The sequence below is a fragment of the Massilia sp. CCM 8734 genome (assembly GCF_011682155.1).
Taxonomy (GTDB): Bacteria; Pseudomonadota; Gammaproteobacteria; order Burkholderiales; family Burkholderiaceae_D; genus Telluria_A; species Telluria_A rubra.
Genome location: NZ_WHJI01000009.1, coordinates 177,295 through 201,428, shown reverse-complemented (window position 1 = coordinate 201,428; position 24,134 = coordinate 177,295). Strand labels below are relative to the sequence as shown.

Below are 24,134 nucleotides of genomic sequence, written 5' to 3'. Positions count from 1 at the left end.
GCTGCTCTGAGGTAGAATTCATGCCGGGCAAGGTGCGTTCGTGTTGAAATTGTGTTTTATGGATAACTCACATTTTATCAATCACTTACGGCATTCTTGCCCTTTTTTATGCAAAATTCAGGCTAGCTAGGAGCCGAACGCCACCGAGGCCGACAGCGCCAGCATCATGGTGCCGGTGAGGCCATCGATCCATTTCCATGCGACGGGGCGGGCAAACAGGCCGGACAGCCGGGTGGCGCCGTAACCGAGCGCGCAGAACCACAGCGCCGAGGCGCTCATGGCGCCGAGTGCAAAAGCCGGGCGTTCCGGTGGCGCAAAGTTGCCGCCGATGGCGCCGAGCAGCACCACGGTGTCGAGGTAGACGTGCGGATTGAGCAGGGACAGCGCAACCACGCTGGCCAGTGCCTGGCGGGCACTGCTGCGCACAGTGGCCGGCCCGACCGTGAGCGCGGCGTTGGCGAACACGGCGCGCCAGCTGCGCAGGCCGTACCACAGCAAAAACGCCGCCCCGCCCCAGCGCGCCGCGCCCAGCAGCAGCGGCGACGATTGCACCAAGGCGCCCACGCCGGCCACGCCGAGCCCGATCAGGGCGGCATCGATGAGAATGCAGGCGAGCACCGTCAAGCCCACGTGTTCGCGCTTGAGGCCCATCCGCAGCACGTGGGCATTTTGCGAGCCGATGGCGACGATCAGCCCGAAGCACAGGGCCAGGCCGTTGAAAAAAGTGGAAAGGTAGGGCATGCACACTCCGGTTGATCGCTAAGAGATGCGAGTGTGCAATATCGATGCGCGCAAGTGAAGCCAGATTAACTTCTTTACGTATAATTAAATTTTTCTAATGTTGGATACGCAGATGCTCGATACACGCAAGGGCGAAGCATTGCTTGCCGTGCTGGACAGCGGCAGTTTCGAGCAGGCGGCCGCCCTGCTTCACCTGACGCCCTCGGCGGTATCGCAACGGGTCAGCGCGCTGGAAAGCGAGTTGGGCATGCCGCTGCTGGTGCGCAGCAAACCCTGCCGCGCCACACAAGCCGGCCAGCGCCTGGTGCAATACCTGCGCCGCAGCCGGCTGCTGGAAGCGGAGTTTCTGGCGGAATCGGCAGACAGCGAAGCGCATCCTTTGACCATTGCCCTGGCTGTCAACAACGATACGCTAGCCACCTGGCTGCTGCCGGGGCTGGCGTCCTTCCTGATCGAAGAACAGATCCTGCTCGACATCGCGCTCGACGACCAGGACCATACCTACACCTTGCTGTCGCAGGGAGCGGCGCTGGCGGGCGTATCGAGCGAAGCGCAGCCGATGCGGGGATGCACGGTGGAGCGGCTGGGCGCAATGCGCTACCGCCTGCTTGCCACGCCGGCGTTCGTCGCGCGCTGGTTTCCCGATGGCTTGCAGCGCGAGGCGGCGCGGCGCGCGCCCGTGATGGTGTTCGACCGCAAGGACGCCTTGCAGGCGGTGTTCCTGCTGCGCGAACTGGGGCTGCCGGCCGGCGGTTATCCCTGCCATTTCATTCCGTCGAGCGACGCCTTCACCCAGGCGGTGCGGCTGGGGCTCGGTTACGGCATGGTGCCGGAACAGCAGTTCAGGGACGATATCGACAAGGGCGCGCTGGTCGACCTGGCGCCCGACAAGCCGACCGATGTGATGCTGTACTGGCACGCGTGGCGGGTACAGTCGCCCAAGCTCGAGCGCCTCAGTGCGCGCCTGATCGAGGTGACGCGGGCGGCGTTACGCCAGCCGGCGTGAAGGCGCCGGCTGGCGCGGTCGGGGGTATTCTTGCACTCGAACATCAAGCGAGTGTTGCGCTCACACGTGAGTCTTCATTCGGGCATGGCGGCGCTGGCATTTGTCGCTAACGCCTGGAGCACATGATTGAGCCGCCGTCCTTGCTCCATAAGTGGAGTTGACTCAGCTGGCCTTGCGGGTCCAACATGATGATGAGCGGCTGCTCATCGGGCATATTCGCGCTGTACATGAAGCCGTTACCCGCATATATCGTGGCGGTTTCACGGCTTAGCTTGTTCAGGTCGACAACGCGCCCAGCCACTTTAAGAATGCCATCGGCCAGTTGGTAGCGACTTACAACCCTCGTCAGCGCGCCAGCGCTGCCGCATTCCACGTGCATATTTGCATCGATCAGCTTGGCAAAGGTAGCGTACAGGCTTTGGCGGTTGAGTGGCAGTGGCCTGGTGATTTTGCATTGCCTTATTTGCGGCATCATCCCGAGCCTGACCCAGCCGCCGCCGTCCACCTTCGGTTCCAGCGAAAACATCATCGTCTCGGAGGCGGCAAGCAGATGCAGCTCAACCGGCCCGCCGGCCTCGTGCTTTCGCTCAAGGCTCAGGTTCATCTGCCTACGCAGATTGAGCGACACGCCTGCGGAACTCACGTCCCCATCCGCCGTAACGGCGATCGGTCCTGGTGACGATGCCTCCGATCCAGTCATTCCAGTCATTCCAGTCATGTTGATACTCTCGGCCGCGCATTGACTGTCGTAGGTACCCGCGATTCCGGCTAGCAGCGGCGCCCAATAATCGACTTTTGGCAAGCTGGGCTTCGCACTGGCATGGCGATCAGCCTGCCCTAAGACCGTTGCTTCCTCTTCCGCCGCTGACGCGTCACGTTCCTCGGTGCATGCGCTCAGAAACAGAATAGCGACCATCAAAAGAAAACGCGGGGGGAATGTATTCATGGGCTGACTCCGTTGAATGCAAGAATTTGCAATCAACAGCATAGCCGCGCCATGCCATCTGATATTGCTCGCATGCAAACAATTGAAGCGTCAATGCCTGAGGCGGCGGTGGGCCGGCCTCGGGTTCAAGCGGGAATGCTCGTTACAGCATGAGCGGTCGGCGAACAGCTGTGACGGGCATCATGGATGCGCGCCGGGGCTGGTCAAGGCTCAGGGTTTGCATGTCGCGTTGACGTCCTTGCCGATCGAACGGAATCTGAGCAATTGGCCTTGCGCATCCATTGTAATGACGGCCCTTCTCTCGTCTGCCAGATGGGCGTTGTAGCTGAGATTCCTATTCGGTTCAATCTTGACGCGCTCGAGCGTCGCCTTGTTCAAGTCGACAACCTGGTCGGCCACTTTCAGAATACCGTTGGCCAGCTGATAGTCAACCTCGGTCTCTTTCTTGCTCGTGTTGAACAGGCATGTCAGCTTCATCTTCGCGTCGAGCGTGCCGGCATAGGTCGCATACAGGCTTTGCCTGGCGATCTCGAAGGGCCGCTCGATCTTGCATCGCGTGGCGTTTGGCTCCACCCCAAAACTGGCGATCCGGGTTCCTTCCGCAGGCGCCATGAATGACACCGTCCGGGCATCCTTGTTCGCGAGGACCGATAACGACACTGCGCCATTCGGCTCGCGGAACCGGCTCAACAAGACACCCATGTCAGCCAAGGAAGCCTGGGCCAAGCCGGCGCCGGTGACGTTCCCGTCCGCGCTCACCACAACCGGGCCTCTGGTGCCGGCAGCGCCGGGCGCATCTGGATACATCTGGGTGCACTCGCTGTCGTAGGTACCGGCGACGCTCGCCAATACCGGAGCCCAATAGTCGGTTTTCGGCATGGCCGCTGCTTGCGTCACGCCGCAGGCAAGTAACAGCCATGCTGCCGCCAATGGCATGGACAGTGCTTGCAGTCGAGGGGATATGCTCATCTACTTACTCCGGTTAAATGCAAAATTTACAATAGCATCATAATCGAAGTAGGCCGGCACAGTCGGCATGCCGGTGAGTCGGGCACAACAAAAAACCCGCAGCGTTGCCGGTGCGGGTTTTTTGTTGTGCCCTCAGGCGGACATCAGGCCGGTGGCAGGAATGCCTCTGGCGCAGGCTGATTGCGGACCTGGTTGCGGTATTTGGACGCGGCAATCGCTTTCTTGATGGCTTCGCGCGCGATGTTGGTGCGCTTGATGTCTTTTTTCTCGGCTTTGCCACGATGCTGGGCGATGTCTTTGTTACCGATTCGATTTGTCATTTGATACTCCTGTGTTGATGTTTTTAGGATTATGGTAGAACGATGCTACAGAAAAAATAGGACAAAGTGCAAGGATCTTGTAGGACAGGAAGCGGTCAGCGGCGGATCGGCGCCAGTTTCAAGCCTGGAAGCAGCAAGCCCCATCCGAGTTCGCGCCGGATTTCTTCGGGCGATGGTGGCGGCTTTGGATCACGCGAGCGGCGCTGAAGATATTCGCGTACCAGGTGCTTGGGTGGCTGGGTAATGGCAGGCATGATGACCTCCGCTTCGGTTTTTTTATCAAAGCCAGCGCACCGATGCGCTGACATCAAGAATTGGTGCCGATCCTCGAGGCGACCGGCTAACCTGCTGAGGAGGCGTCACCGTTGGACTGCGCCGCTGGGCCCCTCACTCACACAGCTGCATCTTAAAGGCTGAGCCGGAACCCAACCGTTCGTTGGCGCACACTTGCGCCAACATCGCGCCCGGGATTGTCCGCCCCCCATTCCAGCGAGCCTGTACCTGCGGGCCCTACGCGATGGGACGCCCTGCCCCTACAGCGACGGCCCGGCGCGGACATCACGGCGCACGCATGCCATTTCATCTATCACTCCATGCAATGCCGGAACGGCAAGCTGCAACTTCCTTGTGCGCGCGCAACACATTTCCATTGTCAAACGCGGTGACAGCGGTTAGCTTGTCGCTTTAGCGTTCAATATTGATTCCCGATGCGTCTTGCTCACCTCGTTTTACTCAGTGCCATCCTGGCCGGTTGCGCCAGCGCGCCGCCGGCCCCGCCTGTCGTGACAGCGCCCGCCGTCGTGCCGCCACCTGTGGCGCCCGAACCGGTGGCGCCACCCGCGCCCGCGCCGAGCGCGGCGCCGCTCGCTCCTGTCGCGCCCCCATTCGACCTGGCCACCTTGCTGCGCAAGCAGATTTACCAGATGACGCCGGCCGAAGTCGGGCGTTACATCGCCTATATGCATAGCGCCGAACCGGACCTGCGCAAGCGCATCGCCGCGATCGGACGCAAGAATATCGGCCAGCCGTATGTATTGAACCTGCTGGGCGAGTATCCCTACGAACTGCACGACAACCTGCCGATGTTCAGCCTGCAGGCGAGCGACTGCGTGGTGTTCGCCGAGCACACGTACGCGATGGCGCTGAGCCAGTCGTGGGAAGAATTCTTCTGGATGTTGCAGCGCATCCGCTACAAGGATGGCGTGATTGGCGTGGCCACGCGCAATCATTACACCGAAGTGGACTGGAATATCAACAATGGCTGGCTGGTGTCGGACGTCAGCGCCTTGCTGGCCGGCGCCGAGGCCGCGGCGTACGAGATGAAGATCGACCGCGCGGCGTTCCTCAAGATGCGTCACAACACGGCCAGCAGTATTCCGGTGCAACTGAGCCTGGAAAGCTATGTGGCCAAGGACAAGGTTGCCAGCGTTGTCGGGCAATTGCAGGATGGCGACCTGGTCAACGTGATTTCCACGCGCGGCGGCAAGCTGTGGGCATCGCACGTCGGCCTGATCGTGGTCGATGCGAACGGGCAGCGTAACTTTTTGAATTCGGCCGAGCCGCAAGTGCGCGAGGAAAGCTTCGACGCGTTTTTTGCACGCACGGCGGCGCGCGAGGAACGCAACGGCAAGAATGGCATGAAGCTGGCGGGGTTCAAGTTCTTGCGGCTCAATGACCATATTGTGGTGCCGCCGGCCGCGCCGCAGCCACGTCCGGGCGCGCCGGTCGCGGTGGTGCCAAGGACGACGGCGACGGCGGCTGTGAAAGGGCCGGCGGGGTCGGTTAGTCGTTGATCACTGCATGGAGGGCGCTCGCCAATGGCGCTCAATTGACGCAGTTACTGCGCACGGACGGGGTTCACGGTTTCTTGTTCGGTCGCTGGCCGTAGGGCGAACTTGGCCCCCCGCCTGCGCGGGGGCGACGGCGATACGCTAACGGAAGCAAGTCGCGCCGCACCTTAACTTGGACCCCCGCCTGCGCGGGGGCGACGGCGATAGGCCAACGGACGGCAAGTCGCGCCGCACTTTACTCACACCAAACTTTACTCACACCACACTTTATTCACACCACACTTTATTCACACCACACTTTACTCACGCCACACTTTACTCACGCCACACCTCGCGCGTGCGCGCCAGCCAGCGGCGGCGCTCGGCCAGGCCGATCGTGCCGCCGTTGATGCGTGTCGTCACCAGCACGATGTTATTGTCATCGGCTGCCTGATTGCAATCCTTGGCAAGCCAGATCGCCGCCGCCGCGCCCAAACACCACCGTGCCGACAGCACCGCTTCCGGGTCGGCGACGAAGTCCGGCGCCGATGGATAAGCGGTCTGGAGCGTTGCAGTCGCCTGCGCATAGCTGTCCTGTCCAGTCAGCTGCAACAATCCGCGACCGCGATACAGGTAGCCATCGCCGGGACGATCGTTTCCCAAACGACCGCCATAGACTGCGTTGGCAAGCCTGGCTTCATCCTCGGCGTAGCTGGCGGGATCGAGCGGCCCGCGCGGAAGAAAACGCTGCGGCCAGACCTTGACCAGCCGCTGCGTGCTGTAACGCAGGTTTTCAACCGTGCGCGTCAGGGCCGCCGATTCGTGCATGACCTGCGCCATGAAATGGCTCACGCGCAATGCGGACGCGGCGATGCCGAACTGAACCAGAAAATGCTGCTCGTCGCTGAAGGCCGTGCGGTAGACCGGCAGCGCGCGCGGAGCAAGCTGGTCGATCTGGCCGAGCGTGATGACGACAGGCCCGGCCATGGCGGCTCCTTCGCTGTGCGGTAGCTCCCATCGTATTGACTCCGCCAGCGCCGCATACCGAGCGCATCAAACGATGCCGCTTTACCGGCCCCAGCCCATGCCATATGGAATTTCAACCGTCGCGCACCTCGCGGAAGTCGGCATCGACCACGTCGTCACGCCCCGCTTTCGCTTGCCCGGCACCGGCCTGCGCGGCGCCGCCCTGCTCCGGTCCTCCAGCTTGCTGCTGGTACAGCTTTTCGCCAATGGCCTGCGCGGCGCCGGACAGGGCCGCGATGCGCGTTTCGATTTCCTCCTTGCCGCCGGTGCGCAAGGCATTGTCGAGATTGTCGATGGCGGCCTGGATGCGCTCGCGCACGGCGGCGTCGAGCCCGGCGCCATGGTCGTCGAGCTGCTTGCGCGTGGCATGCACCAGCGCATCGCCACGGTTGCGCGCATCGGCCAGTTCGCGCGCGCGCCGGTCTTCGTCGGCGTGGGCCAGCGCGTCCTGCACCATTTTCTGGATCTCCGCTTCGCTCAGGCCCGAATTGGCCTTGATCGTCACCTGGTTGGCCTTGCCGGTCGCCTTGTCGAGCGCGCTGACATGCAAAATGCCATTGGCATCGATATCGAAACTGACCTCGATCTGCGGCATGCCGCGCGGCGCCGGCGCGATGCCGACCAGATTGAATTCACCCAGCAACTTGTTGCCGGCAACTACCTCGCGCTCGCCCTGATACACCTTGACGGCAACGGCCGGCTGGTTGTCATCGGCGGTGGAGAACACCTGGCTGAACTTGGTCGGAATGGTGGTGTTGCGAGGGATCATTTTGGTCATCACCACGCCCAGGGTTTCGATGCCGAGCGACAGCGGGGTGACGTCCATCAACAGCACATCGGAGCGCTCGCCCGACAGCACCGCCCCCTGGATGGCCGCCCCGACCGCCACCGCTTCGTCGGGATTGACATCCTTGCGCGCATCGCGCCCGAAAAATGCGCGCACCTTTTCCTGCACCTTGGGCATGCGCGTCATGCCGCCCACCAAAATCACGTCGCCGATCTGCTCCCGGGTGAGGCCGGCGTCCTTGAGCGCCAGCTGGCACGGTGCGATGGTGCGGTCGATCAGCTCGTCGACCAGCGCCTCGAGCGTGGCGCGCGACAGGCGCAGGTTGAGGTGCGCGGGCGCGCCATTGGCCATGGCAATGTAGGGCTCGTTGATTTCGGTCTGCTGGGTCGTGGACAGCTCGATCTTGGCGCGTTCGGCCGAGCTCTTGATGCGCTGCAAGGCGATCGGATCGCGCCCCAGGTCGATCCCGCTCTGCTTCTTAAACTCGCCGATGATGTGGTCGATCACGCGCTGGTCGAAGTCTTCGCCGCCGAGAAAGGTGTCGCCATTGGTGGAAAGTACCTCGAATTGCTGGTCGCCTTCGAGCTCAGCGATTTCGATGATGGAAATATCGAAAGTGCCGCCGCCCAGGTCGTACACGGCCACCTTGCGCTCGCCCCGCGCGGCTTTGTCGAGCCCGAACGCCAGCGCGGCGGCGGTCGGCTCGTTGATGATGCGGCGCACTTCCAGCCCGGCGATGCGGCCGGCATCTTTGGTGGCCTGGCGCTGGGCGTCATTAAAATAGGCGGGCACCGTGATGACGGCGTCGCTGACCGGCCCGCCCAGATAATCCTCGGCCGTCTTTTTCATCTTGCGCAGCACTTCAGCCGACACTTGCTGGGGCGCCAGGCGCTTGCCGCGCACCTCGACCCAGGCGTCGCCATTGTCGGCGCGAACGATCTTGAAAGGCATCAGGTGGATGTCTTTTTGCACTTCCGCCTCGTCGAACTTGCGCCCGATCAGGCGCTTGACGGCGAACAGCGTGTTTTGCGGGTTCGTCACCGCCTGGCGCTTGGCCGGCGCGCCCGCTAGGATCTCGCCATTGTCCTGGTAGGCCACCACCGACGGCGTGGTGCGCGCGCCCTCCGCGTTCTCGATCACCCGGGCCTGGCCGCCTTCCATCACGGCGACGCAGGAGTTGGTGGTGCCGAGATCGATACCGATGATCTTGCTCATGTCCTCCTCCATGAAATAGTTTGCCAGCCCGCACACCCGAAGCGCGCGGCACAGTCATGCAGGAATAGACCGCGCGCGCGCCAAAACGCTCCCGTCACGATGGGCAGAGTCGATCTATATCAAACTTAACGGTTTTCACGATCCGTACATCGGTCGAATCCGATTGCTTTTCGCCGCCGTTTTCTGCGCGTTTTCCCACAACCGTTCGGATAATCGCCCGATTCCCCCTCTGCGCCTGCCAGAATAATATTTCCATTTGCAATTCATTCTAAATCCCAATCAAAGACAATCGGCAATATTTAAGCTAAGTCAGCCGTTGATGATTATCAAATCAATACGATCAAGCCGGCGGGATAATAACTTACGCGTGGATAAGTGCTCTAAGCCGCCGCCCGACATTGAATATATAAATGTAAATACATGGTGACGGTGAGCCGGCATACCATGCTATTCACCACATCAACCCAGGTTCATTTCAATCCCATTCCAGCCATGCAGACGCTTATTCACAAACCGCTCGGCCAATTCTGTACCGAATTGGTCAGCATGAACCGCACCGCCAAAATCGCGCTGATGGTCGTGGTCGATCTGCTGGCCCTGCCGCTGTGTTTTCTGGCGGCGATGCTGCTGCGGGTGGGGGATGCCGCATCGGCCATGCAATATCCGCTCGCGGCCTATGTCCTGGTGCCGCTGCTGACGGTGGGCGCGTTCTCGCTGTCGGACCTGTACCGCGCGGTGATCCGCTTTATCGACCAGCGCATGCTGGCGGTGACCGGCTGCACCCTGGCGTTGGCGACCCTGTCGGTCTATCTGATCCTGATGGGCATGAACGACGACAAATTCCCGCGCAGTACGCTGATCATTTACTGGTTTATCGCGTTTTCGTACGTGGTCACCTCGCGCATGGCGGTGCGCAACTTCTTGCGCAGGCAGATGAACGACGCGCCGCAGCCGGACCACGCGGTGGCCATCTACGGCGCCGGCGAACCCGGCGCGCAACTGGCGCTGACCATGCGCACCAGCAATGAGTATCGCCCCGTTTGCTTTTTCGACGACAAGCGCGCCCTCCACCAACGCAGCATCGCCGGCTTGCGCGTGTTTCACACCGAGCACCTGGCCGAGACCGTGCGCAGCCTGGGCGTGCGCTCGGTGATCATCGCGCTGCCGTCGGTGTCGCCGCAGCGCTTGCGCGACATCATGGAACGCTTGTCGATGGTGGGCGTCAACACCCGCATCCTGTGCCGCCTGCTCGACCTGGCCGATGGCGCCACGCCCGTGCACACGGTGCGCGACCTGAAATTCGAGGACTTGCTGGGGCGCCAGCCGGTGCCGCCGCGCGCCGACCTGTTCGACCGCTGCGTGCGCGGCAAGCGCGTGCTGGTGACCGGCGCCGGCGGCTCCATCGGGAGCGAGCTGTGCCGCCAGATCGCCACCCTGGCGCCGGCCGAGCTGCACCTGATCGACCATTCCGAGTTCGCGCTGTACACCATCCGCCAGGAATTGCTCGGCCGCCATCCGGAGCTGCGCATCAGCGCGCACCTGGGCTCAGTATGCAGCGCGCGCCTGGTGGAACGTATTTTCCAGGAAAACCCGATCGATACGATTTACCACGCGGCGGCCTACAAGCACGTCCCCCTGGTCGAGAGCAACATCGCCGCAGGCCTGCGCAACAATGTGCTCGGTTCGCAAGTCATCGCGGCGGCGGCCGGCAAGTTCAAGGTGGGCACCTGCGTGCTCATTTCCAGCGACAAGGCGGTGCGCCCGACCAATATCATGGGCGCGAGCAAGCGCATCGCCGAGCTGATCTTCCAGGCGGCGGCGGCCGTCCACGGGCCGGACACGACCTTTTGCATGGTGCGTTTCGGCAATGTGCTGGGCTCGTCCGGCTCGGTCATTCCCCTGTTCCAGCGCCAGCTGGCCGAGGGCGGACCGCTGACCATCACCCATCCGGAGGTGTCGCGCTATTTCATGCTCATCGCCGAGGCGGCCCAGCTGGTCATCCAGGCCGGCGCCATGGCCAAGGGCGGCGACGTGTTCGTGCTCGATATGGGCGAGCCGATGCGCATCGTCGACCTGGCGCGCACCTTGATCATGATGTCGGGCCTGACCGAGAAAACGGCGCAGAACCCGGCCGGCGATATCGGCCTCAAGTTTGTCGGATTATTTCCTGGGGAAAAGCTTTATGAGGAATTGCTTACCGACGGCAAGGTTTTCCCCAGCGACCATCCACGCATCATGCGCATGAAAGAACACGCGCTCGATCCTGGCGTGCTCGACACCTATATTACTTGCCTGATGCTGGCCTGCAATACGCATGACCGCGCCATGATCGCATCGATGGTCAAGGCGATCGTGGCGGAATATATGCCGCAGCCGAATGGCGCCGCGCCGGAAAATCCACCGCCGATGGTGGCGCCGCCCGATAAAACCCGGCCCGCCTTATTACGCAATTTCTCGCCGCACCGCATCGAATAAATAGCGGCAATAATAAATACTTCAAGCCGCGGTTTCACCCCGAATTAATTCGTATTTATGTGCGGAGATATTAATCATGAGAGACCAACATTCAAACAGCCATTTGTCGCAGCTGATCGCCAGATTTGAACAACGCACCGCCGTGATCGGCATTATCGGCCTCGGTTACGTGGGTTTGCCGCTCAGCCTGCGTTATTCGGAAGCCGGTTTCCGCGTGCTCGGCATCGATATCGATCCGGCCAAGGTCAGGCGTTTAAATGCCGGCGCCAGCTATATCGAGCATATATCCGGCAGCGCCATCGGGGCCGCGCTGGCGGCCGGGTTCGAAGCGACCGGCGATTTCGCCCGCGCAGCCGAAGCCGACGCCCTGATCATCTGCGTGCCGACCCCGCTCAATGCCTACCGCGAGCCGGACTTGTCGTTCGTGCTGGCCACCGCCGATGCCCTGTTGCCCTACCTGCGCGCCGGCCAGGTGGTGTCGCTCGAAAGCACCACCTATCCCGGCACCACCGACGAGGAACTGCGCCCGCGCCTGGCCTCGCGCGGGCTGACCGTCGGCGAAGACATCTTTTTGGTGTTTTCGCCCGAGCGCGAAGACCCCGGCAACCCGGACTTTGAAACGCGCACCATTCCCAAGGTGTGCGGCGGCGACACCGCGGCCTGCCTGCGCGCCGGCGTCGCCCTGTACAGCCCGGCCATCGACCAGGTGGTGCCGGTCAGTTCCACCCGTGCCGCCGAGCTGACCAAGCTGCTTGAAAACATCCACCGCGCCGTGAATATCGGCCTGGTGAATGAAATGAAAATCATTGCCGACAAGATGGATATCGATATCCACGAAGTGATCCGCGCCGCCGCCACCAAGCCATTCGGCTTCACGCCCTACTATCCGGGGCCGGGGCTGGGCGGGCACTGCATTCCGATCGACCCGTTCTACCTGACCTGGAAAGCGCGCCAGTACGGCCTGCACACGCGCTTTATCGAGCTGGCGGGCGAGATCAACAGCGACATGCCGCACTGGGTCATCGGCAAGCTGGCCGACGCGCTCAACGAGCGTTCGCGTTCGATCAAGGGCAGCCGCGTGCTGGTGCTCGGCATCGCCTACAAAAAGAATATCGAGGACATGCGCGAATCGCCTTCGGTCGAGCTGATGGAAATCCTGCGTGCCAAGGGCGCCCTGGTCGACTATTCGGACCCGCACGTGCCGGTGTTTCCACCGATGCGGGAACACCATTTCGACCTGGCCAGCGTGCCGTTGACGGCGGCGACCATCGCGTCCTACGACGTGCTGCTGCTGGCCACCAGCCACAGCGCATTCGACTACGACCTGATCGCCCAACACGCCGCCCTGATCGTCGATACCCGGGGCGTCTGGCTGGACCGGCTGCCGAACGTCGTCAAGGCCTAGACCGGCCGTGCCTAGACCGGCCATGCCTAACTGGCCGTGCCTGGACCGGCCGTGCCTGACCGGCCGTGCCTGACCGGCCGTACCTGACCGGCCGTACCTGACCGGCCGTGCCTGACCGGCCGTACCTGACCGGCCGTACCTGACCGGCCGTACCTGAATCACAGCGATTGGAGAACCTCATGCGTACCTTTCCGCCCCCCGTCACCGACCGCCGCATCCGCTTCGCGCTGGTCGGCTGCGGGCGCATTGCCAACAACCATTTCAACGCCATCGCCCAGCACGAAGAGCGCTGCGAGCTGGCCGGCGTATGCGATATCGATCCGGTGGCGCTGGCCGCCGCCGCCGCCCGCACCGGCGCCCGCCCCTACCGCACCCTGGCCGACATGCTGGCCAAGTGCGACGCCGACGCCGTCATCATCTGCACGCCGTCCGGGCTGCATCCGGAGCAGGCGGTCCAGATCGCCGGCGGGGGGCGCCATGTGATCACCGAAAAGCCCATGGCCACGCGCTGGGAAGATGGCAAGCGCATGGTGGCCGCGTGCGACACGGCCGGCGTGCGCATGTTCGTGGTCAAGCAGAACCGGCGCAATGCCACTTTGCAGCTGCTCAAAAGTGCGGTCGACAAAAAGCGCTTCGGGCGCATTTACATGGTCAACCTGAACGTGTTCTGGACCCGCCCGGACGACTATTACAACAGCGCCAAGTGGCGCGGCACCTGGGAATACGACGGCGGCGCCTTCATGAACCAGGCCAGCCACTACGTCGACCTGATCGACTGGATCGTCGGCCCGGTCGAAAGCCTGCAAGCCTACACGGCCACCCTGGCGCGCGATATCGAGGTGGAAGACACCGGCGTGATCAGCCTGCGCTGGCGCAACGGCGCGCTGGGGTCGATGAATGTGACCATGCTGACCTATCCGCGCAACCTGGAAGGCTCGATCACCATCCTCGGCGAGCGCGGCACGGTGCGCATCGGCGGAGTGGCGGTCAATGAAGTGCAGCAATGGGAGTTTGCCGAGCCGGACGAGGACGACGCACGGATCGGCGACGCCAGCTACCAGACCACCTCGGTCTACGGTTTCGGCCATCCGCTGTATTACGACAACGTGATCAAGGTGCTGCGCGGCGAAGCCGAGCCGGAAACCGACGGGCGCGAGGGACTCAAGTCGCTCGAGGTGCTCATTGCGGCCTATAAATCCGCACGCGACGGCAAGCGCGTGGCCTTGCCTTTGGAGTATTGACTATGGACCAGGTCATCATCGAAGCGAGCGCCATTGTCGACCCCGGCGCCATCCTGGGCGCGGGCACGCGCGTCTGGCATTTCGCCCACGTGTGCGGCGGCGCGCGCATCGGCGCCGGCTGTTCGCTGGGGCAAAACGTATTTATCGGCAATGACGTGCGGATCGGCGCTCGCTGCAAGATCCAGAACAATGTGTCCGTGTACGACGCCGTGACCATCGAGGACGAGGTGTTTTGCGGCCCGAGCATGGTGTTTACCAATGTCTGGAACCCGCGCGCGGCCATCGTGCGCAAGGATGCCTACCGGCCCACCCTGGTGCGGCAAGGCGCGAGCATCGGCGCCAACGCCACCATCGTGTGCGGCGTGACCATCGGCCGCTACGCCTTCATCGCGGCCGGGGCCGTGGTCACGCGCGACGTGCCCGACTTTGCGCTGATGGCGGGCGTGCCGGCGCGCCAGAGCGGCTGGATCGGCCGCCATGGCGAGCGCCTGGCGCTGCCCCGGGGCGCGGACGGCGACGCCACCTGCCCCCATACGGGCGAACGCTACCAGGTGCGCGGCGGTGTCTGCCGCCTGCTGGACGCCCCTCTTTGAACTGTCAGCGATCGGAACCCCAATCATGGAATTCATCGACCTCAAAACGCAATACAAGATGGGCCGCGAAAACATCAACGCCCGCATCCAGGCCGTGCTCGACCACGGCCAGTACATCATGGGACCGGAAGTGGAGGAACTGGAAACGCGCCTGGCCGCGTTCACCGGGGCACGCCATTGCATCACGGTGTCGTCCGGCACCGAAGCGCTGATCATTTCCCTGATGGCGCTCGGGATCGAAGCGGGCGACGAAGTCATCACCACGCCGTTTTCCTTCATCGCCACGGCCGAAGCCATCGTGCTGCTGGGGGCGACGCCCGTGTTTGTCGATATCGACCCGGCCACCTGCAATATCAACCCGGCCCTGATCGAAGAAAAGATTACCGGGCGCACCAGGGCGATCATGCCGGTGTCGCTGTACGGCCAGCCGGCCGACATGGAAGCCATCAACGCGATCGCCTGGCGCCATAAACTGACCGTGATCGAAGACGCCGCCCAGAGCTTCGGCGCCACCTATGGCGGCAAGCACAGCTGCAACCTGTCGGCCATCGGCTGCACCAGTTTCTTCCCCAGCAAGCCGCTCGGCTGCTATGGCGACGGCGGCGCCATCTTCACCAGCGACGATCAGCTGGCCACGGCCATGCGCGAAATCCGGGTGCACGGCCAGTCGCGCCGCTACGTGCACACGCGCATCGGCGTCGGTGGCCGCATGGACACCTTGCAGTGCGCCATCGTGCTGGCCAAGCTCGACTATTTCGACTGGGAACTGAAGGAGCGCGCGCGCGCCGCCGCCAGCTACGACGCCCTGCTGTCCGGCAAAATCGGCCTGGTGGCGCGTCCGCGCGACCGCAGCAGTGTGTTCGCGCAGTACACGGTGGTGGTGGAGCAGCGCGAGCAGGTGCGCGCCGCCTTGCAGGCGGCCGCCATTCCGACCGCCGTGCATTATCCGGTGCCGATGCACCTGCAGCCGGCCTACGCGCGCTGGAGCGACCCGCACAGCACGCCGGTGGCGACGGCCATGGCCGCCAAGGTGCTCAGCCTGCCGATGGGACCGTATCTGGACGACGCCAGCATCGCCCGGGTGTGCGCGGCGCTGCTCGCCGCGGTGGGCGGCGCACCCGCCGTCTGCCGCCAGGATTGAGGGGAGCGGCGTCATGACTGCACGGCTACCGGCCTACTGGCGCAACGTGATCACCGTGCTCGGCGGCGCGCTCGGGGCGCAGGCCTTGCCGCTGCTGGCCGCGCCGCTCATCACGCGCCTGTGCACGCCGGCCGATGTGGGCGCGTTCAGCGTGTGGCTGGGCGTGGTGGCGGTGGCCGCCATCGGCGCCACCTTGCGACTGGAAGCGGCGATGATCCTCGACCACGAGCGCGCCGCGCAGCGCACCTGTTTTTCGGTGGTGGCCTACAGCGCCAGCATCACCGCCCTCTTGACGACCGCGGGCGCGGTGCTGGCGCGCCTGTGCGGGGTGCCGTTCGCCGCGCAACTGTCGTGGCCGGCGCTGCTGACAATCGGCGTCGCCACCTGGATGACCGCCTATATGCAAACGACGCTGGCCTACGCCACCTCGCACAATGCCTTCGGCAAGGCGGCGCGCGCACGGGTGTGGAGCGCCGCCAGCATCGCCGCCGCGCAAGTGGGACTGCTGGCGCTGGGGATCGGCGGGGCCGCCCTGGTCGCCGGCCAGCTGGTGGGGCTGGCGGTCGGGCTGTTGGCCGCCATGCTGCTGCTGGCGCCGCCGCAGGCATGGCCCGGCTGGCTGCCGGACAGCGCCCAGCGTGCCTACCTGCGCCGCCACGACAAATTCTGGCGCTTCTCGCTGCCCTCGAACCTGCTCAATGTCATCGTCGGCCAGTTGCCGCTCCTGATGATCGGCGCGCGCCACGGCGCCCTGGCCGCCGGCCTGTTCGCACTGACCCAGCGGGTGCTGGGCGCACCGATCGCCCTGCTGGCCGCGTCGGTGCTGGAAGTGTTCAAGCGCCAGTCGGTGCACGATTTCCAGACCCAAGGCAATTGCCGCGACGCCTATCGCTACACCTTCAAGGCGCTGGCCCTGCTCGGCATCGGCCCCTCGCTGGTGTTGCTGCTGTTTTCGCCGCCACTGTTCGCCTTTGCCTTCGGCGAGAACTGGCGCGCCGCCGGCGAGCTGGCGCAAATCCTGGCGCCCCTGTATTTCCTCAATTTCATCGCCAGCCCGCTCAGCTACGTGTTCTTTGTCGCCGGCAGGCAGAAGACCGACCTGGTGTGGCAGGTAGCGCTGTTCGCGATGACCTTGTCGGTGTTCCTTGCGCCCGGCACCTTGCGGCAAAGCGTGCTGTGGTATGCGATCGGCTATTCCCTGCTCTACCTCGTCTACCTGCACATGTCGTACCAGTGCGCGCAAAACCGCATGGTGGCCGCATGAACCCGATCGCACCGTCCGCGAGACGCGAGCAATGGATCGGGATGCTCGGTTTTTTTGCCTTGTTTCCCGGGTTCTTTTTCTATCACACGGCGCTGGGACTGGGAAAAATCCCGGCTGTGCTGGGCGGCTATTTTGCACCGGTATCGCTGCTGCTACTGCCACTGCTGTTTTTCTGCTACACCAGCAAAGTCCGGCAAGACCGCGATTACCTGGGCAAGAGCGACCTGGCATTTTTCCTGTACCTGGCCTACTTTGCGCTGATCGTCGGCGTCAACGCCATCGCTGGCGCAAAGATGACCGTTGTCACCAATCACCTGCTGGGGATCATTTTCATGCTGAATGTGTTCTTTGTGTTCCGCATGAGCGCCCCCGACGAGCGGCGCTTTCGCCTGATGGCGCTGGGCAGCCTGTTTGCCATGTCGGCCATCGTGTTCGCATATGCGATCGATGGCGCGTTTTACCTGGCGCCGCTGGGCAATGCCAAAACTCCCGAAAGCCTGGCCTCGTACCAGGGGTTTTCGCGCTCTTACCTGTTCACCTTCGCGCTCGCCATTACCTGCACCCGCGCGCGGTCGCTGCGCATGCTGCTCTATTGCGTGGCCGCGTCCACCCTGTTCATCAATACCGCGCGCAGCGAATTTGCCGCGATGCTGTTCATGATTCCCATCATCGAGCTGTATTACACCCGCCAGAAAGTGCTGATGGCGGCCGGGTTCCTGTTCCTGTTCCTGATGGTCTATTCCAACCTGGAGCAACTGTTATCGATGCTGCCTTCCAACCGGATTCTCGAGTTGCTCGACCTGTCCCATTCAAGCTCGGCCAACGCGCGCCATCACCTGAGCACCTACGCGCTCAATTCGATCGCGCAGTTTCCCATTTTTGGCGATTACGCCAGCTATTCGCCCGGCCTGTATTCGCACAATGTGCTCTCGGCCTGGGTCGATACCGGCATCTTCGGATTCCTGTTCGTGCTCGGCATCCTGATCGTGCCGGCGATTCCCCTGTTTTTCAAAGGCTACTTCTCGCGCGATCGCTCGGGGGCATTCATCCTGGCGTTTTCGCTGTGCTGCATCACCCTGCTGCTGCTGATTACCTCGCACTATTTTACCGACATGCTCATCGGCGCCACCATGGCGGCTTTTTCTTCCTACCGGTACGGAATGACACATGCTCACCATCGCACATCTGACATCGGCCCACCCGCGTCGCGACACCCGCATCTTTATCAAGCAATGCCGGGCGCTGGTACGGCAAGGATATGAGGTCACGCTGGTCGTGGCCGACGGCTTGGGGGACGAGCGCGACAGCGGCGTCCACATCACCGATGTCGGCCACATCACGGGCCGGCTGGCGCGCATGCTGGGCAGCACCCGGCGCGTCTTGCTGCGCGCGCGCCAGGTCGACGCCGACATTTACCACCTGCACGATCCGGAATTGATGCCCGCCGGGCTGGCCCTCAAGCGCCTCGGCAAAACCGTCATTTTCGACGCCCACGAAGACTTGCCGCTGCAATTGTTGGGTAAACCGTACCTGACGCCAGGCCTGCGCGGCGTGTTGTCACGCGCCAGCGCCGCCTACGAGCGCCACGCCTGCCGCCAGTTCGACGCCATCGTTGCCGCGACGCCCTTTATCCGCGACAAATTTATGCGGATCAATCCAAACACGATCGACGTCAACAACTATCCGGTGCCGGGCGAATTCGATGCGGAGGCGCCCTGGAGCGAGAAGCGGCAGGAAGTGTGTTATGTCGGCAGCCTGTCGGCCATGCGCGGCATCGGCGAGCTGGTCGCGGCGGCGCAGTTGCTGCAGTCGCCGGCGCGCATCACCGTGGCAGGACGCTTCCCGGAGGTGAAGCTGGAAAACGCCCTGAGCGCGCTGCCCGGCTGGCAACGCCTGAACCGTCCCGGCTACCTCGACCGCGACGGCGTGCGCGCCGTCATGGCGCAAGCCCTGGCCGGCCTGGTGACCTTGCATCCCGAACCCAATTATCTCGACGCCCTCCCGGTCAAGATGTTCGAATACATGGCGGCCGGCATTCCCGTGATCGCCTCCGATATTGCCCTGTGGCGCGGGATTATTCAAGACCATCAATGCGGCGTGTGCGTCGATCCGCGCGATCCGGCCGCCATTGCCGCCGCCATCGACTATTTCGTGCGCAATCCGCAGATTGCCCAACGCATGGGGCGCAATGGACGGCGCGCCGTGATCGAGAACTATAACTGGCCGACCGAGGCGGAAAAACTCATCGGACTGTATCGCCAGTTACACGCGTCAATTGGCGATATGCGGCGCGCCGGCACATAAACCTGTGCATTCGTATCTTCGCTGAAATGAATAAACGCCGATGCGCTGAGCGATCACAAACAAGCGCGCTTAGGCCGGTTCGATTTACGCCACTTCAAATACGCCAGCACGCCGTCTGGCTACAGTAAGAAAAGCCCGGGCGCTTGCCGGCCCGGACCGTGCAAGCACCCATGCACGCCACATTCAGTCGATTAACCAGTCTGGAAAGCCAACTCCCGACCAACAAGAAAAGGCGGTTAACGCCGCGATGAACCGCAATGACTACCCTACTTTCCACTTTGTCGGACCACCTTGCCACCGTCAGGCACTTGCTACGACTTCCCGTCGCCCATTTGTTTTTCGACGAGGCCATCGCGCCCGTCAATGTGCGTTCGACCTACCGCTATTACACCAAGCGCCACCCGCGCTACAAAATCATCCAGCACAAAAGCTGGGGCGCCGCCCTGATCGACCTGCGACGGTTTAACAACCGCCACGACTACTTCGACAGCATCAAAGGGCGCAACTGGGGCGCGCAGCACATCAAGCGTGCGCGCACGCGCGGCTACCGGCTCGCCGAAATCGAGCGCAACGACTATGTGGACGCCATTTTCGACATCAATACCTCGGTCGAGGCGCGCCAGGGCCGCCCCATGGACCAGACCTACCTGGAAAAGCAGCCCTGCTTCGACAAGCTGCTCAACTTCCGCTACTACGGCGTGCTGAGCCCCGACAACCGGCTGGTCGCCTACGCCAACGTCGGCCATTACGGCAACTTTCACGCCTTCGAGCGCTTGATCGGCTACCGCAACAACGACGGCATCATGCACTTGCTCGTCGGCGACATCACGGCCGGCCTGATCGACCAGGGCCTGGCGCACTACCTGATGTACGACACCTACTTCGGCGCCTTGCCCGGGCTGCGCCAGTTCAAGACCATGCTCGGCTTCACCCCCTATCGCGCGCTGTACCACCTCCGATGAATTATCTGTTCCGACGCCTCTACAGCGATTACCTGATGCCCTCGCGCCTGCCCGAGTACGAGGCCCTGCTGCGCGAGGCCACCGAACGCGGCTACGCGCAGGTGTCGGTGCGCGAATTCCTGCGCCCGCCCCCGCCGGCCGGACGTGCGCCCACCATCGTGCACCGGCACGACATCGACAGCGACCTGCGCACCACCGCCAGGATGTTCGCGCGCGAGGTGCGGCGCGGGGTGCGCTCGAGCTTCTACTTCCGCCTTTCCACGCTCGACTTCGGTCTGATGCGCGACATCGAAGACTACGGCAGCGAAGCGAGCTACCACTTCGAGGAAATCGCCAGTTTCGCCAAGCGCCACCACATTCATGATGGCGGGGAAGTGCGGCGCCACTTCCCCGCCATCGGCGAGGAATTCGCGGCCAACCTGCGCCGCATCGAAGATGGCCTCGGCAGCAAGATCAGCACGGTGGCCAGCCACGGCGACTTTGCCAACCGCAAGCTCAAGCTGATCAACAAGGAACTGCTGGCCGACAGCGCCCTGCGCGCCCGTTGCGGCATCGCCTGTGAAACGTATGACAGCGCCCTGCTCGAACAGTTCGAGCTGTATATCAGCGACCGCCCGCCGCCGCTGCTGTACCACCCGATCAGCCCGCACGCGGCGCTGGGGCGCTACCGCACCATCTGCCTGCTGACCCATCCGGTGCAGTGGGAAACCAACTGGCGCGAAAACACGCGCTGCAACCTGCGCCGCCTGGTCGAGGGGCTGACATGGTGAGCGCACCACGCCTGCGGGAGCCTGGACCATGAACATTCTCCTCATCAATCACTACGCCGGCTCGCTCAAGCATGGCATGGAATACCGCCCCTTCTACCTGGCGCGCGAATGGGTGCGCCTCGGCCACACGGTGCGCATCATCGCCTCGTCGCAGTCGCACATCCGGGCCCAGGCGCCGCAACTGTACGGCTGCGACCAGCTCGACGAAACCATCGACGGCGTCGGCTACCGCTGGGTCGCCACGCCGGCCTACCGCGGCAACGGCGGCGCGCGCGTGGCCAATATGCTCGCCTTCGTGACGCGCCTGCACCTGCACGCGCGCCGCCTCGCCGCCGAGTTCGCACCCGACGTCGTCATCGCCTCGAGCACCTATCCGCTCGATATCTGGCCGGCGCACCGCATCGCCCGCTGCGCCGGCGCGCGCCTGCTGTTCGAACTGCACGACCTGTGGCCGCTCTCGCCGATCGAACTGGGCGGCTATTCGCGCCGGCATCCGTTCATCATGCTGCTGCAGGCCGCTGAAAACTACGCCTGCCGCAACGCCTGCGCCATCGTCTCGATCCTGCCCAAGGTGCGCGACCACCTCGAAGCGCATGGCATGGCGCCGCATAAGCTGCACATCGTGCCCAACGGCGCCGATCCGGCCGAATGGCTGGCCACGCCGCCCGCGCTGGACGGCATCGCCGGCGCGCGCCTGGCCGCGCTGCGCAGCGATGGCAAGTTTATCGTCGGCTACGCCGGCACCCATGGCCTGGCCAACGCGCTCGACACCCTGCTCGACGCCGCGCGCCTCGTAGCCGACCAGCGCATCGCCTTCGTGCTGGCCGGCGGCGGGCCGGACAAGGCGCGCCTGGTCCGGCTGGCCATGGAGCGCGGCCTGCACAATGTGCATTTTCTCGACCCGGTGCCCAAGCAACAGGTGCCGGCCCTGCTGGCGTATTTCGACGTGGCCTACATCGGCTGGCAGCGCCAGCGCCTGTATCGCTACGGCATCGCCCCCAACAAACTGATCGACTACATGATGGCCGGCCGCCCCATCTTGCATTCGGTCGAGGCCGGCAACGACCCGGTCGCCGAGGCCGGCTGCGGCCTGACCGTGGCGCCGCAAGACCCGGTCGCGGTGGCGCACGGGCTGCTGGCCCTGTTCACGCTCGACCAGCAGGAGCGCGACGCCGCCGGCGAACGCGGACGCGCCTACGCCATGGCCAAGCTGAGCTATCCGGTGCTGGCCCGCCGTTTCTTGCAGGCGTGCACATGATGAGCCCCGTTCATTCCCGGCAGCGGCCATGCATTGGCGCAAGGAGCGCAAGCGCACAAGGCATTGGCATGCGGCGCGGCGATGCCGACCGAACAACACCTCCGCGTGCGGCGCAGCCGCGCCGGACCACCAAACCCATGGAGCCTTGATCATGCCTGAAGACCTGACACCCTCAGCGGATGCGGCCGCGCTCGATTCACCTCCCTTCCTGCCCTTCGCCCTGCCCGACATCGGCGATGAAGAAATCGCCGCCGTGGTCGACTGCCTGCGCTCGGGCTGGGTCACCACCGGCCCGCGCACGCGCCAGTTCGAACACGACTTCGCCGCCTACCTCGGCGGCAACGTGGACGCCATCTCGGTCAACTCGGCCACCGCCGGCCTGCACCTGGCGCTCGAAGCGCTCGGCATCGGCCCGGGCGACGAGGTCATCGTGCCGACCCTGACCTTCACCGCCACCGCCGAGGTGGTGCGTTACCTCGGCGCGCACCCGGTCCTGGTCGACGCCGACCCGGACACCCTCAATCTTTCCCTGGCAGCCGTCGAAGCGGCCATCGGGCCGCGCACCCGCGCCATCATTCCCGTCCACTACGCCGGCCTGGCCTGCGACATGGACGGCGTGCTGGCCCTGGCCGCCGCCTACCGCCTGAAGGTGGTCGAAGACGCCGCGCACGCCTTCCCGACCGTGTACAAAGGCCGCCTGGTCGGCACGCTGGCGAGCGACGCCACCGTGTTCAGCTTCTACGCCAACAAAACCATGACCACCGGCGAAGGCGGCATGGTCGTCACGCGCGACGCCGCCGTGGCGCGGCGCGTGCGCCTGATGCGCATCCATGGCATCAGCCAGGACGCCTTCGAGCGCTACACCTCGCGCACCCCGGCCTGGTTCTACGACGTGGTCGCGGCCGGCTTCAAGTACAACCTGACCGATCTCGCGTCCGCCATGGGCATCGAGCAGTTGCGCAAGATCGACCGCTTCCTGCTGCGCCGCGAACAACTGGCGCAGGCTTACGGCAACGGCCTGCAAGGCTTGCCGCTGCGCTTGCCGCCCGCCCCCGCGCCCGGCAGCAGCCATGCCTGGCACCTGTATGTCATACGGCTGCAAGCGAACGCCAGGCTGGACCGCGACGAACTGATCGCGCGCCTGTCCGAGCGCGGCATCGGCACCAGCGTGCACTTCATTCCCCTGCACCGCCACCCGTTCTGGCGCGACAGTTGCCGCCTCAGTCCGGAACAGTTCCCGGTGGCCGAAGCCAGCTTCGCCTGCATGCTGTCCTTGCCCCTGTACACCCGCATGAGCGACGCCGACCAGCAACGCATCATCGATAAGCTGCGCGAGTTGCTGACATGATCAAGCGCCTGTTCGACCTCGTGGCGGCGCTGGCCGGGCTGCTGGTGCTGGCCCCGCTGTTGGCCGTCATCGCCGTCTGCATTCGATTGGACTCGCCAGGGCCGGCTTGGTTCCGTCAACAGCGCGTCGGACGTCACGGCGCGCCGTTCGAGATCATCAAGTTCCGCACCATGCGCGTGGACAAGGGCGACGGCCCCCAGCTCACCGTCGGTGCCGACGCGCGCATCACGCCGGTCGGCAAATTCCTGCGGCACTACAAGCTTGATGAATTGCCGCAGCTGATCAACGTGGTCCTGGGCAGCATGAGCCTGGTCGGTCCGCGCCCGGAAGTGCCGCGCTACGTTGCCTGCTATCCACCCGAGGTGCGCGCCATCGTGCTGTCGGTCGCGCCCGGCATCACAGACTGGGCCTCGATCTGCTACAAGGACGAGAACGCCATCCTCGGACGCAGCGCCGACCCCGAGCGGGCCTACCTGCACACCATTTTGCCCGCCAAGCTGGCCTACAACGTGCGTTATGTGCGCGAGCGCAGCTTCTGGACCGACCTGCGCATCATTTTCAGCACGCTTGCGGCGCTGGCACGCTGAGGTGCCG

22 protein-coding genes are annotated in these 24,134 nt (G+C 63.9%); 15 read left to right on the top strand and 7 right to left on the bottom strand.

Annotation, left to right across the window (positions count from 1 at the left end):
- Positions 1-126 precede the first annotated feature (126 nt).
- Positions 127-741: a LysE/ArgO family amino acid transporter gene (locus F2P46_RS11190; RefSeq protein WP_166888926.1), complete on the bottom strand. Its 615-nt coding sequence runs from the start codon at positions 739-741 to the stop codon at positions 127-129.
- Between the two features lie 112 nt (positions 742-853).
- Here F2P46_RS11190 and F2P46_RS11185 point away from each other — a divergent pair, with 112 nt between their 5' ends.
- The gene (locus tag F2P46_RS11185) at positions 854-1,747 is read left to right on the top strand and encodes a LysR family transcriptional regulator ArgP (protein WP_166888923.1); all 894 of its coding nucleotides are present in this window, start codon (positions 854-856) and stop codon (positions 1,745-1,747) included.
- 106 nt (positions 1,748-1,853) lie between these two features.
- Here the strand turns inward: F2P46_RS11185 and F2P46_RS11180 are convergent, their stop codons facing one another.
- From F2P46_RS11180 to F2P46_RS11165, 4 genes are all read right to left on the bottom strand, one after another.
- Positions 1,854-2,693: a hypothetical protein gene (locus F2P46_RS11180; RefSeq protein WP_166888920.1), complete on the bottom strand. Its 840-nt coding sequence runs from the start codon at positions 2,691-2,693 to the stop codon at positions 1,854-1,856.
- A gap of 210 nt (positions 2,694-2,903) precedes the next feature.
- On the bottom strand, positions 2,904-3,662 hold the full coding sequence (locus F2P46_RS11175) for a hypothetical protein (RefSeq protein ID WP_166888917.1): 759 nt from the start codon (positions 3,660-3,662) through the stop codon (positions 2,904-2,906).
- Positions 3,663-3,805: 143 nt separating this feature from the next.
- Positions 3,806-3,982 carry a hypothetical protein gene (locus F2P46_RS11170; RefSeq protein WP_164557843.1) on the bottom strand — a complete coding sequence of 59 codons (177 nt, stop codon included), beginning with the start codon at positions 3,980-3,982 and terminating at the stop codon, positions 3,806-3,808.
- Positions 3,983-4,077: 95 nt separating this feature from the next.
- Positions 4,078-4,236 (bottom strand): hypothetical protein, encoded by a 159-nt coding sequence (locus F2P46_RS11165; protein ID WP_166888914.1) that lies wholly within the window; start codon positions 4,234-4,236, stop codon positions 4,078-4,080.
- Between the two features lie 453 nt (positions 4,237-4,689).
- Here F2P46_RS11165 and F2P46_RS11160 point away from each other — a divergent pair, with 453 nt between their 5' ends.
- The gene (locus F2P46_RS11160) at positions 4,690-5,775 is read left to right on the top strand and encodes an N-acetylmuramoyl-L-alanine amidase-like domain-containing protein (RefSeq protein WP_166888911.1); all 1,086 of its coding nucleotides are present in this window, start codon (positions 4,690-4,692) and stop codon (positions 5,773-5,775) included.
- A 312-nt stretch (positions 5,776-6,087) separates the two neighbouring features.
- On the opposite strand, the gene F2P46_RS11155 is transcribed toward F2P46_RS11160, so the two are convergent.
- Both F2P46_RS11155 and dnaK read right to left on the bottom strand, forming a co-directional pair.
- Positions 6,088-6,738, bottom strand: coding sequence for a glycoside hydrolase family 19 protein (locus F2P46_RS11155; RefSeq protein ID WP_166888908.1), 651 nt, complete (start codon positions 6,736-6,738; stop codon positions 6,088-6,090).
- Between the two features lie 112 nt (positions 6,739-6,850).
- Positions 6,851-8,779: a molecular chaperone DnaK gene (dnaK, locus tag F2P46_RS11150; RefSeq protein ID WP_166888905.1), complete on the bottom strand. Its 1,929-nt coding sequence runs from the start codon at positions 8,777-8,779 to the stop codon at positions 6,851-6,853.
- A gap of 546 nt (positions 8,780-9,325) precedes the next feature.
- Between dnaK and F2P46_RS11145 the strand changes: the two genes are divergently transcribed.
- The 13 genes from F2P46_RS11145 to F2P46_RS11085 all read left to right on the top strand — a co-directional run bounded on the left by F2P46_RS11145 (position 9,326) and on the right by F2P46_RS11085 (position 24,127).
- Positions 9,326-11,254 (top strand): nucleoside-diphosphate sugar epimerase/dehydratase, encoded by a 1,929-nt coding sequence (locus F2P46_RS11145; protein WP_166888903.1) that lies wholly within the window; start codon positions 9,326-9,328, stop codon positions 11,252-11,254.
- A gap of 76 nt (positions 11,255-11,330) precedes the next feature.
- Entirely contained in the window at positions 11,331-12,659 is a 1,329-nt protein-coding gene (locus F2P46_RS11140; protein ID WP_166888900.1) for a nucleotide sugar dehydrogenase, read from the top strand.
- A gap of 179 nt (positions 12,660-12,838) precedes the next feature.
- Complete coding sequence (locus tag F2P46_RS11135) at positions 12,839-13,900, top strand: Gfo/Idh/MocA family protein (RefSeq protein WP_166888897.1); 1,062 nt, start codon at positions 12,839-12,841, stop codon at positions 13,898-13,900.
- A 2-nt stretch (positions 13,901-13,902) separates the two neighbouring features.
- Positions 13,903-14,493, top strand: coding sequence for an acyltransferase (locus tag F2P46_RS11130; RefSeq protein ID WP_166888894.1), 591 nt, complete (start codon positions 13,903-13,905; stop codon positions 14,491-14,493).
- 25 nt (positions 14,494-14,518) lie between these two features.
- Entirely contained in the window at positions 14,519-15,634 is a 1,116-nt protein-coding gene (locus F2P46_RS11125) for a DegT/DnrJ/EryC1/StrS family aminotransferase (RefSeq protein ID WP_166888892.1), read from the top strand.
- A 13-nt stretch (positions 15,635-15,647) separates the two neighbouring features.
- On the top strand, positions 15,648-16,898 hold the full coding sequence (locus tag F2P46_RS11120; RefSeq protein WP_166888889.1) for an oligosaccharide flippase family protein: 1,251 nt from the start codon (positions 15,648-15,650) through the stop codon (positions 16,896-16,898).
- Positions 16,895-18,160, top strand: a complete 1,266-nt coding sequence (locus tag F2P46_RS11115; protein ID WP_166888887.1) for a hypothetical protein — start codon at positions 16,895-16,897, stop codon at positions 18,158-18,160. The genes F2P46_RS11120 and F2P46_RS11115 overlap by 4 nt, the downstream gene beginning before the upstream one ends.
- Positions 18,066-19,202, top strand: coding sequence for a glycosyltransferase family 4 protein (locus F2P46_RS11110; protein WP_166888885.1), 1,137 nt, complete (start codon positions 18,066-18,068; stop codon positions 19,200-19,202). Before F2P46_RS11115 ends, F2P46_RS11110 begins: the two co-directional genes overlap by 95 nt.
- A 257-nt stretch (positions 19,203-19,459) precedes the next feature.
- Complete coding sequence (locus F2P46_RS11105; RefSeq protein WP_166888882.1) at positions 19,460-20,164, top strand: hypothetical protein; 705 nt, start codon at positions 19,460-19,462, stop codon at positions 20,162-20,164.
- On the top strand, positions 20,161-20,934 hold the full coding sequence (locus F2P46_RS11100) for a hypothetical protein (protein ID WP_229509225.1): 774 nt from the start codon (positions 20,161-20,163) through the stop codon (positions 20,932-20,934). Before F2P46_RS11105 ends, F2P46_RS11100 begins: the two co-directional genes overlap by 4 nt.
- A 28-nt stretch (positions 20,935-20,962) precedes the next feature.
- Positions 20,963-22,192: a glycosyltransferase family 4 protein gene (locus tag F2P46_RS11095; protein WP_166888878.1), complete on the top strand. Its 1,230-nt coding sequence runs from the start codon at positions 20,963-20,965 to the stop codon at positions 22,190-22,192.
- A 151-nt stretch (positions 22,193-22,343) separates the two neighbouring features.
- Entirely contained in the window at positions 22,344-23,540 is a 1,197-nt protein-coding gene (locus tag F2P46_RS11090; RefSeq protein ID WP_166888875.1) for a DegT/DnrJ/EryC1/StrS family aminotransferase, read from the top strand.
- Positions 23,537-24,127 (top strand): sugar transferase, encoded by a 591-nt coding sequence (locus tag F2P46_RS11085; protein WP_166888872.1) that lies wholly within the window; start codon positions 23,537-23,539, stop codon positions 24,125-24,127. The genes F2P46_RS11090 and F2P46_RS11085 overlap by 4 nt, the downstream gene beginning before the upstream one ends.
- Positions 24,128-24,134 lie beyond the last annotated feature (7 nt).

Bases quoted from the DNA above. Each gene is read 5' to 3' on its own strand.
- F2P46_RS11115 (WP_166888887.1), top strand. From the start codon at position 16,895: ATGAACCCGATCGCACCGTCCGCGAGACGCGAGCAATGGATCGGGATG.
- F2P46_RS11185 (WP_166888923.1), top strand. From the start codon at position 854: ATGCTCGATACACGCAAGGGCGAAGCATTGCTTGCCGTGCTGGACAGC.
- F2P46_RS11110 (WP_166888885.1), top strand. From the start codon at position 18,066: ATGCTCACCATCGCACATCTGACATCGGCCCACCCGCGTCGCGACACC.
- F2P46_RS11190 (WP_166888926.1), bottom strand. From the start codon at position 741: ATGCCCTACCTTTCCACTTTTTTCAACGGCCTGGCCCTGTGCTTCGGG.
- F2P46_RS11180 (WP_166888920.1), bottom strand. From the start codon at position 2,693: ATGAATACATTCCCCCCGCGTTTTCTTTTGATGGTCGCTATTCTGTTT.
- F2P46_RS11105 (WP_166888882.1), top strand. From the start codon at position 19,460: ATGACTACCCTACTTTCCACTTTGTCGGACCACCTTGCCACCGTCAGG.
- F2P46_RS11100 (WP_229509225.1), top strand. From the start codon at position 20,161: ATGAATTATCTGTTCCGACGCCTCTACAGCGATTACCTGATGCCCTCG.
- F2P46_RS11165 (WP_166888914.1), bottom strand. From the start codon at position 4,236: ATGCCTGCCATTACCCAGCCACCCAAGCACCTGGTACGCGAATATCTT.
- F2P46_RS11155 (WP_166888908.1), bottom strand. From the start codon at position 6,738: ATGGCCGGGCCTGTCGTCATCACGCTCGGCCAGATCGACCAGCTTGCT.
- F2P46_RS11140 (WP_166888900.1), top strand. From the start codon at position 11,331: ATGAGAGACCAACATTCAAACAGCCATTTGTCGCAGCTGATCGCCAGA.
- F2P46_RS11125 (WP_166888892.1), top strand. From the start codon at position 14,519: ATGGAATTCATCGACCTCAAAACGCAATACAAGATGGGCCGCGAAAAC.
- F2P46_RS11135 (WP_166888897.1), top strand. From the start codon at position 12,839: ATGCGTACCTTTCCGCCCCCCGTCACCGACCGCCGCATCCGCTTCGCG.
- F2P46_RS11160 (WP_166888911.1), top strand. From the start codon at position 4,690: ATGCGTCTTGCTCACCTCGTTTTACTCAGTGCCATCCTGGCCGGTTGC.
- F2P46_RS11175 (WP_166888917.1), bottom strand. From the start codon at position 3,662: ATGAGCATATCCCCTCGACTGCAAGCACTGTCCATGCCATTGGCGGCA.
- F2P46_RS11130 (WP_166888894.1), top strand. From the start codon at position 13,903: ATGGACCAGGTCATCATCGAAGCGAGCGCCATTGTCGACCCCGGCGCC.
- F2P46_RS11085 (WP_166888872.1), top strand. From the start codon at position 23,537: ATGATCAAGCGCCTGTTCGACCTCGTGGCGGCGCTGGCCGGGCTGCTG.
- dnaK (WP_166888905.1), bottom strand. From the start codon at position 8,779: ATGAGCAAGATCATCGGTATCGATCTCGGCACCACCAACTCCTGCGTC.
- F2P46_RS11095 (WP_166888878.1), top strand. From the start codon at position 20,963: ATGAACATTCTCCTCATCAATCACTACGCCGGCTCGCTCAAGCATGGC.
- F2P46_RS11170 (WP_164557843.1), bottom strand. From the start codon at position 3,982: ATGACAAATCGAATCGGTAACAAAGACATCGCCCAGCATCGTGGCAAA.
- F2P46_RS11090 (WP_166888875.1), top strand. From the start codon at position 22,344: ATGCCTGAAGACCTGACACCCTCAGCGGATGCGGCCGCGCTCGATTCA.
- F2P46_RS11145 (WP_166888903.1), top strand. From the start codon at position 9,326: ATGAACCGCACCGCCAAAATCGCGCTGATGGTCGTGGTCGATCTGCTG.
- F2P46_RS11120 (WP_166888889.1), top strand. From the start codon at position 15,648: ATGACTGCACGGCTACCGGCCTACTGGCGCAACGTGATCACCGTGCTC.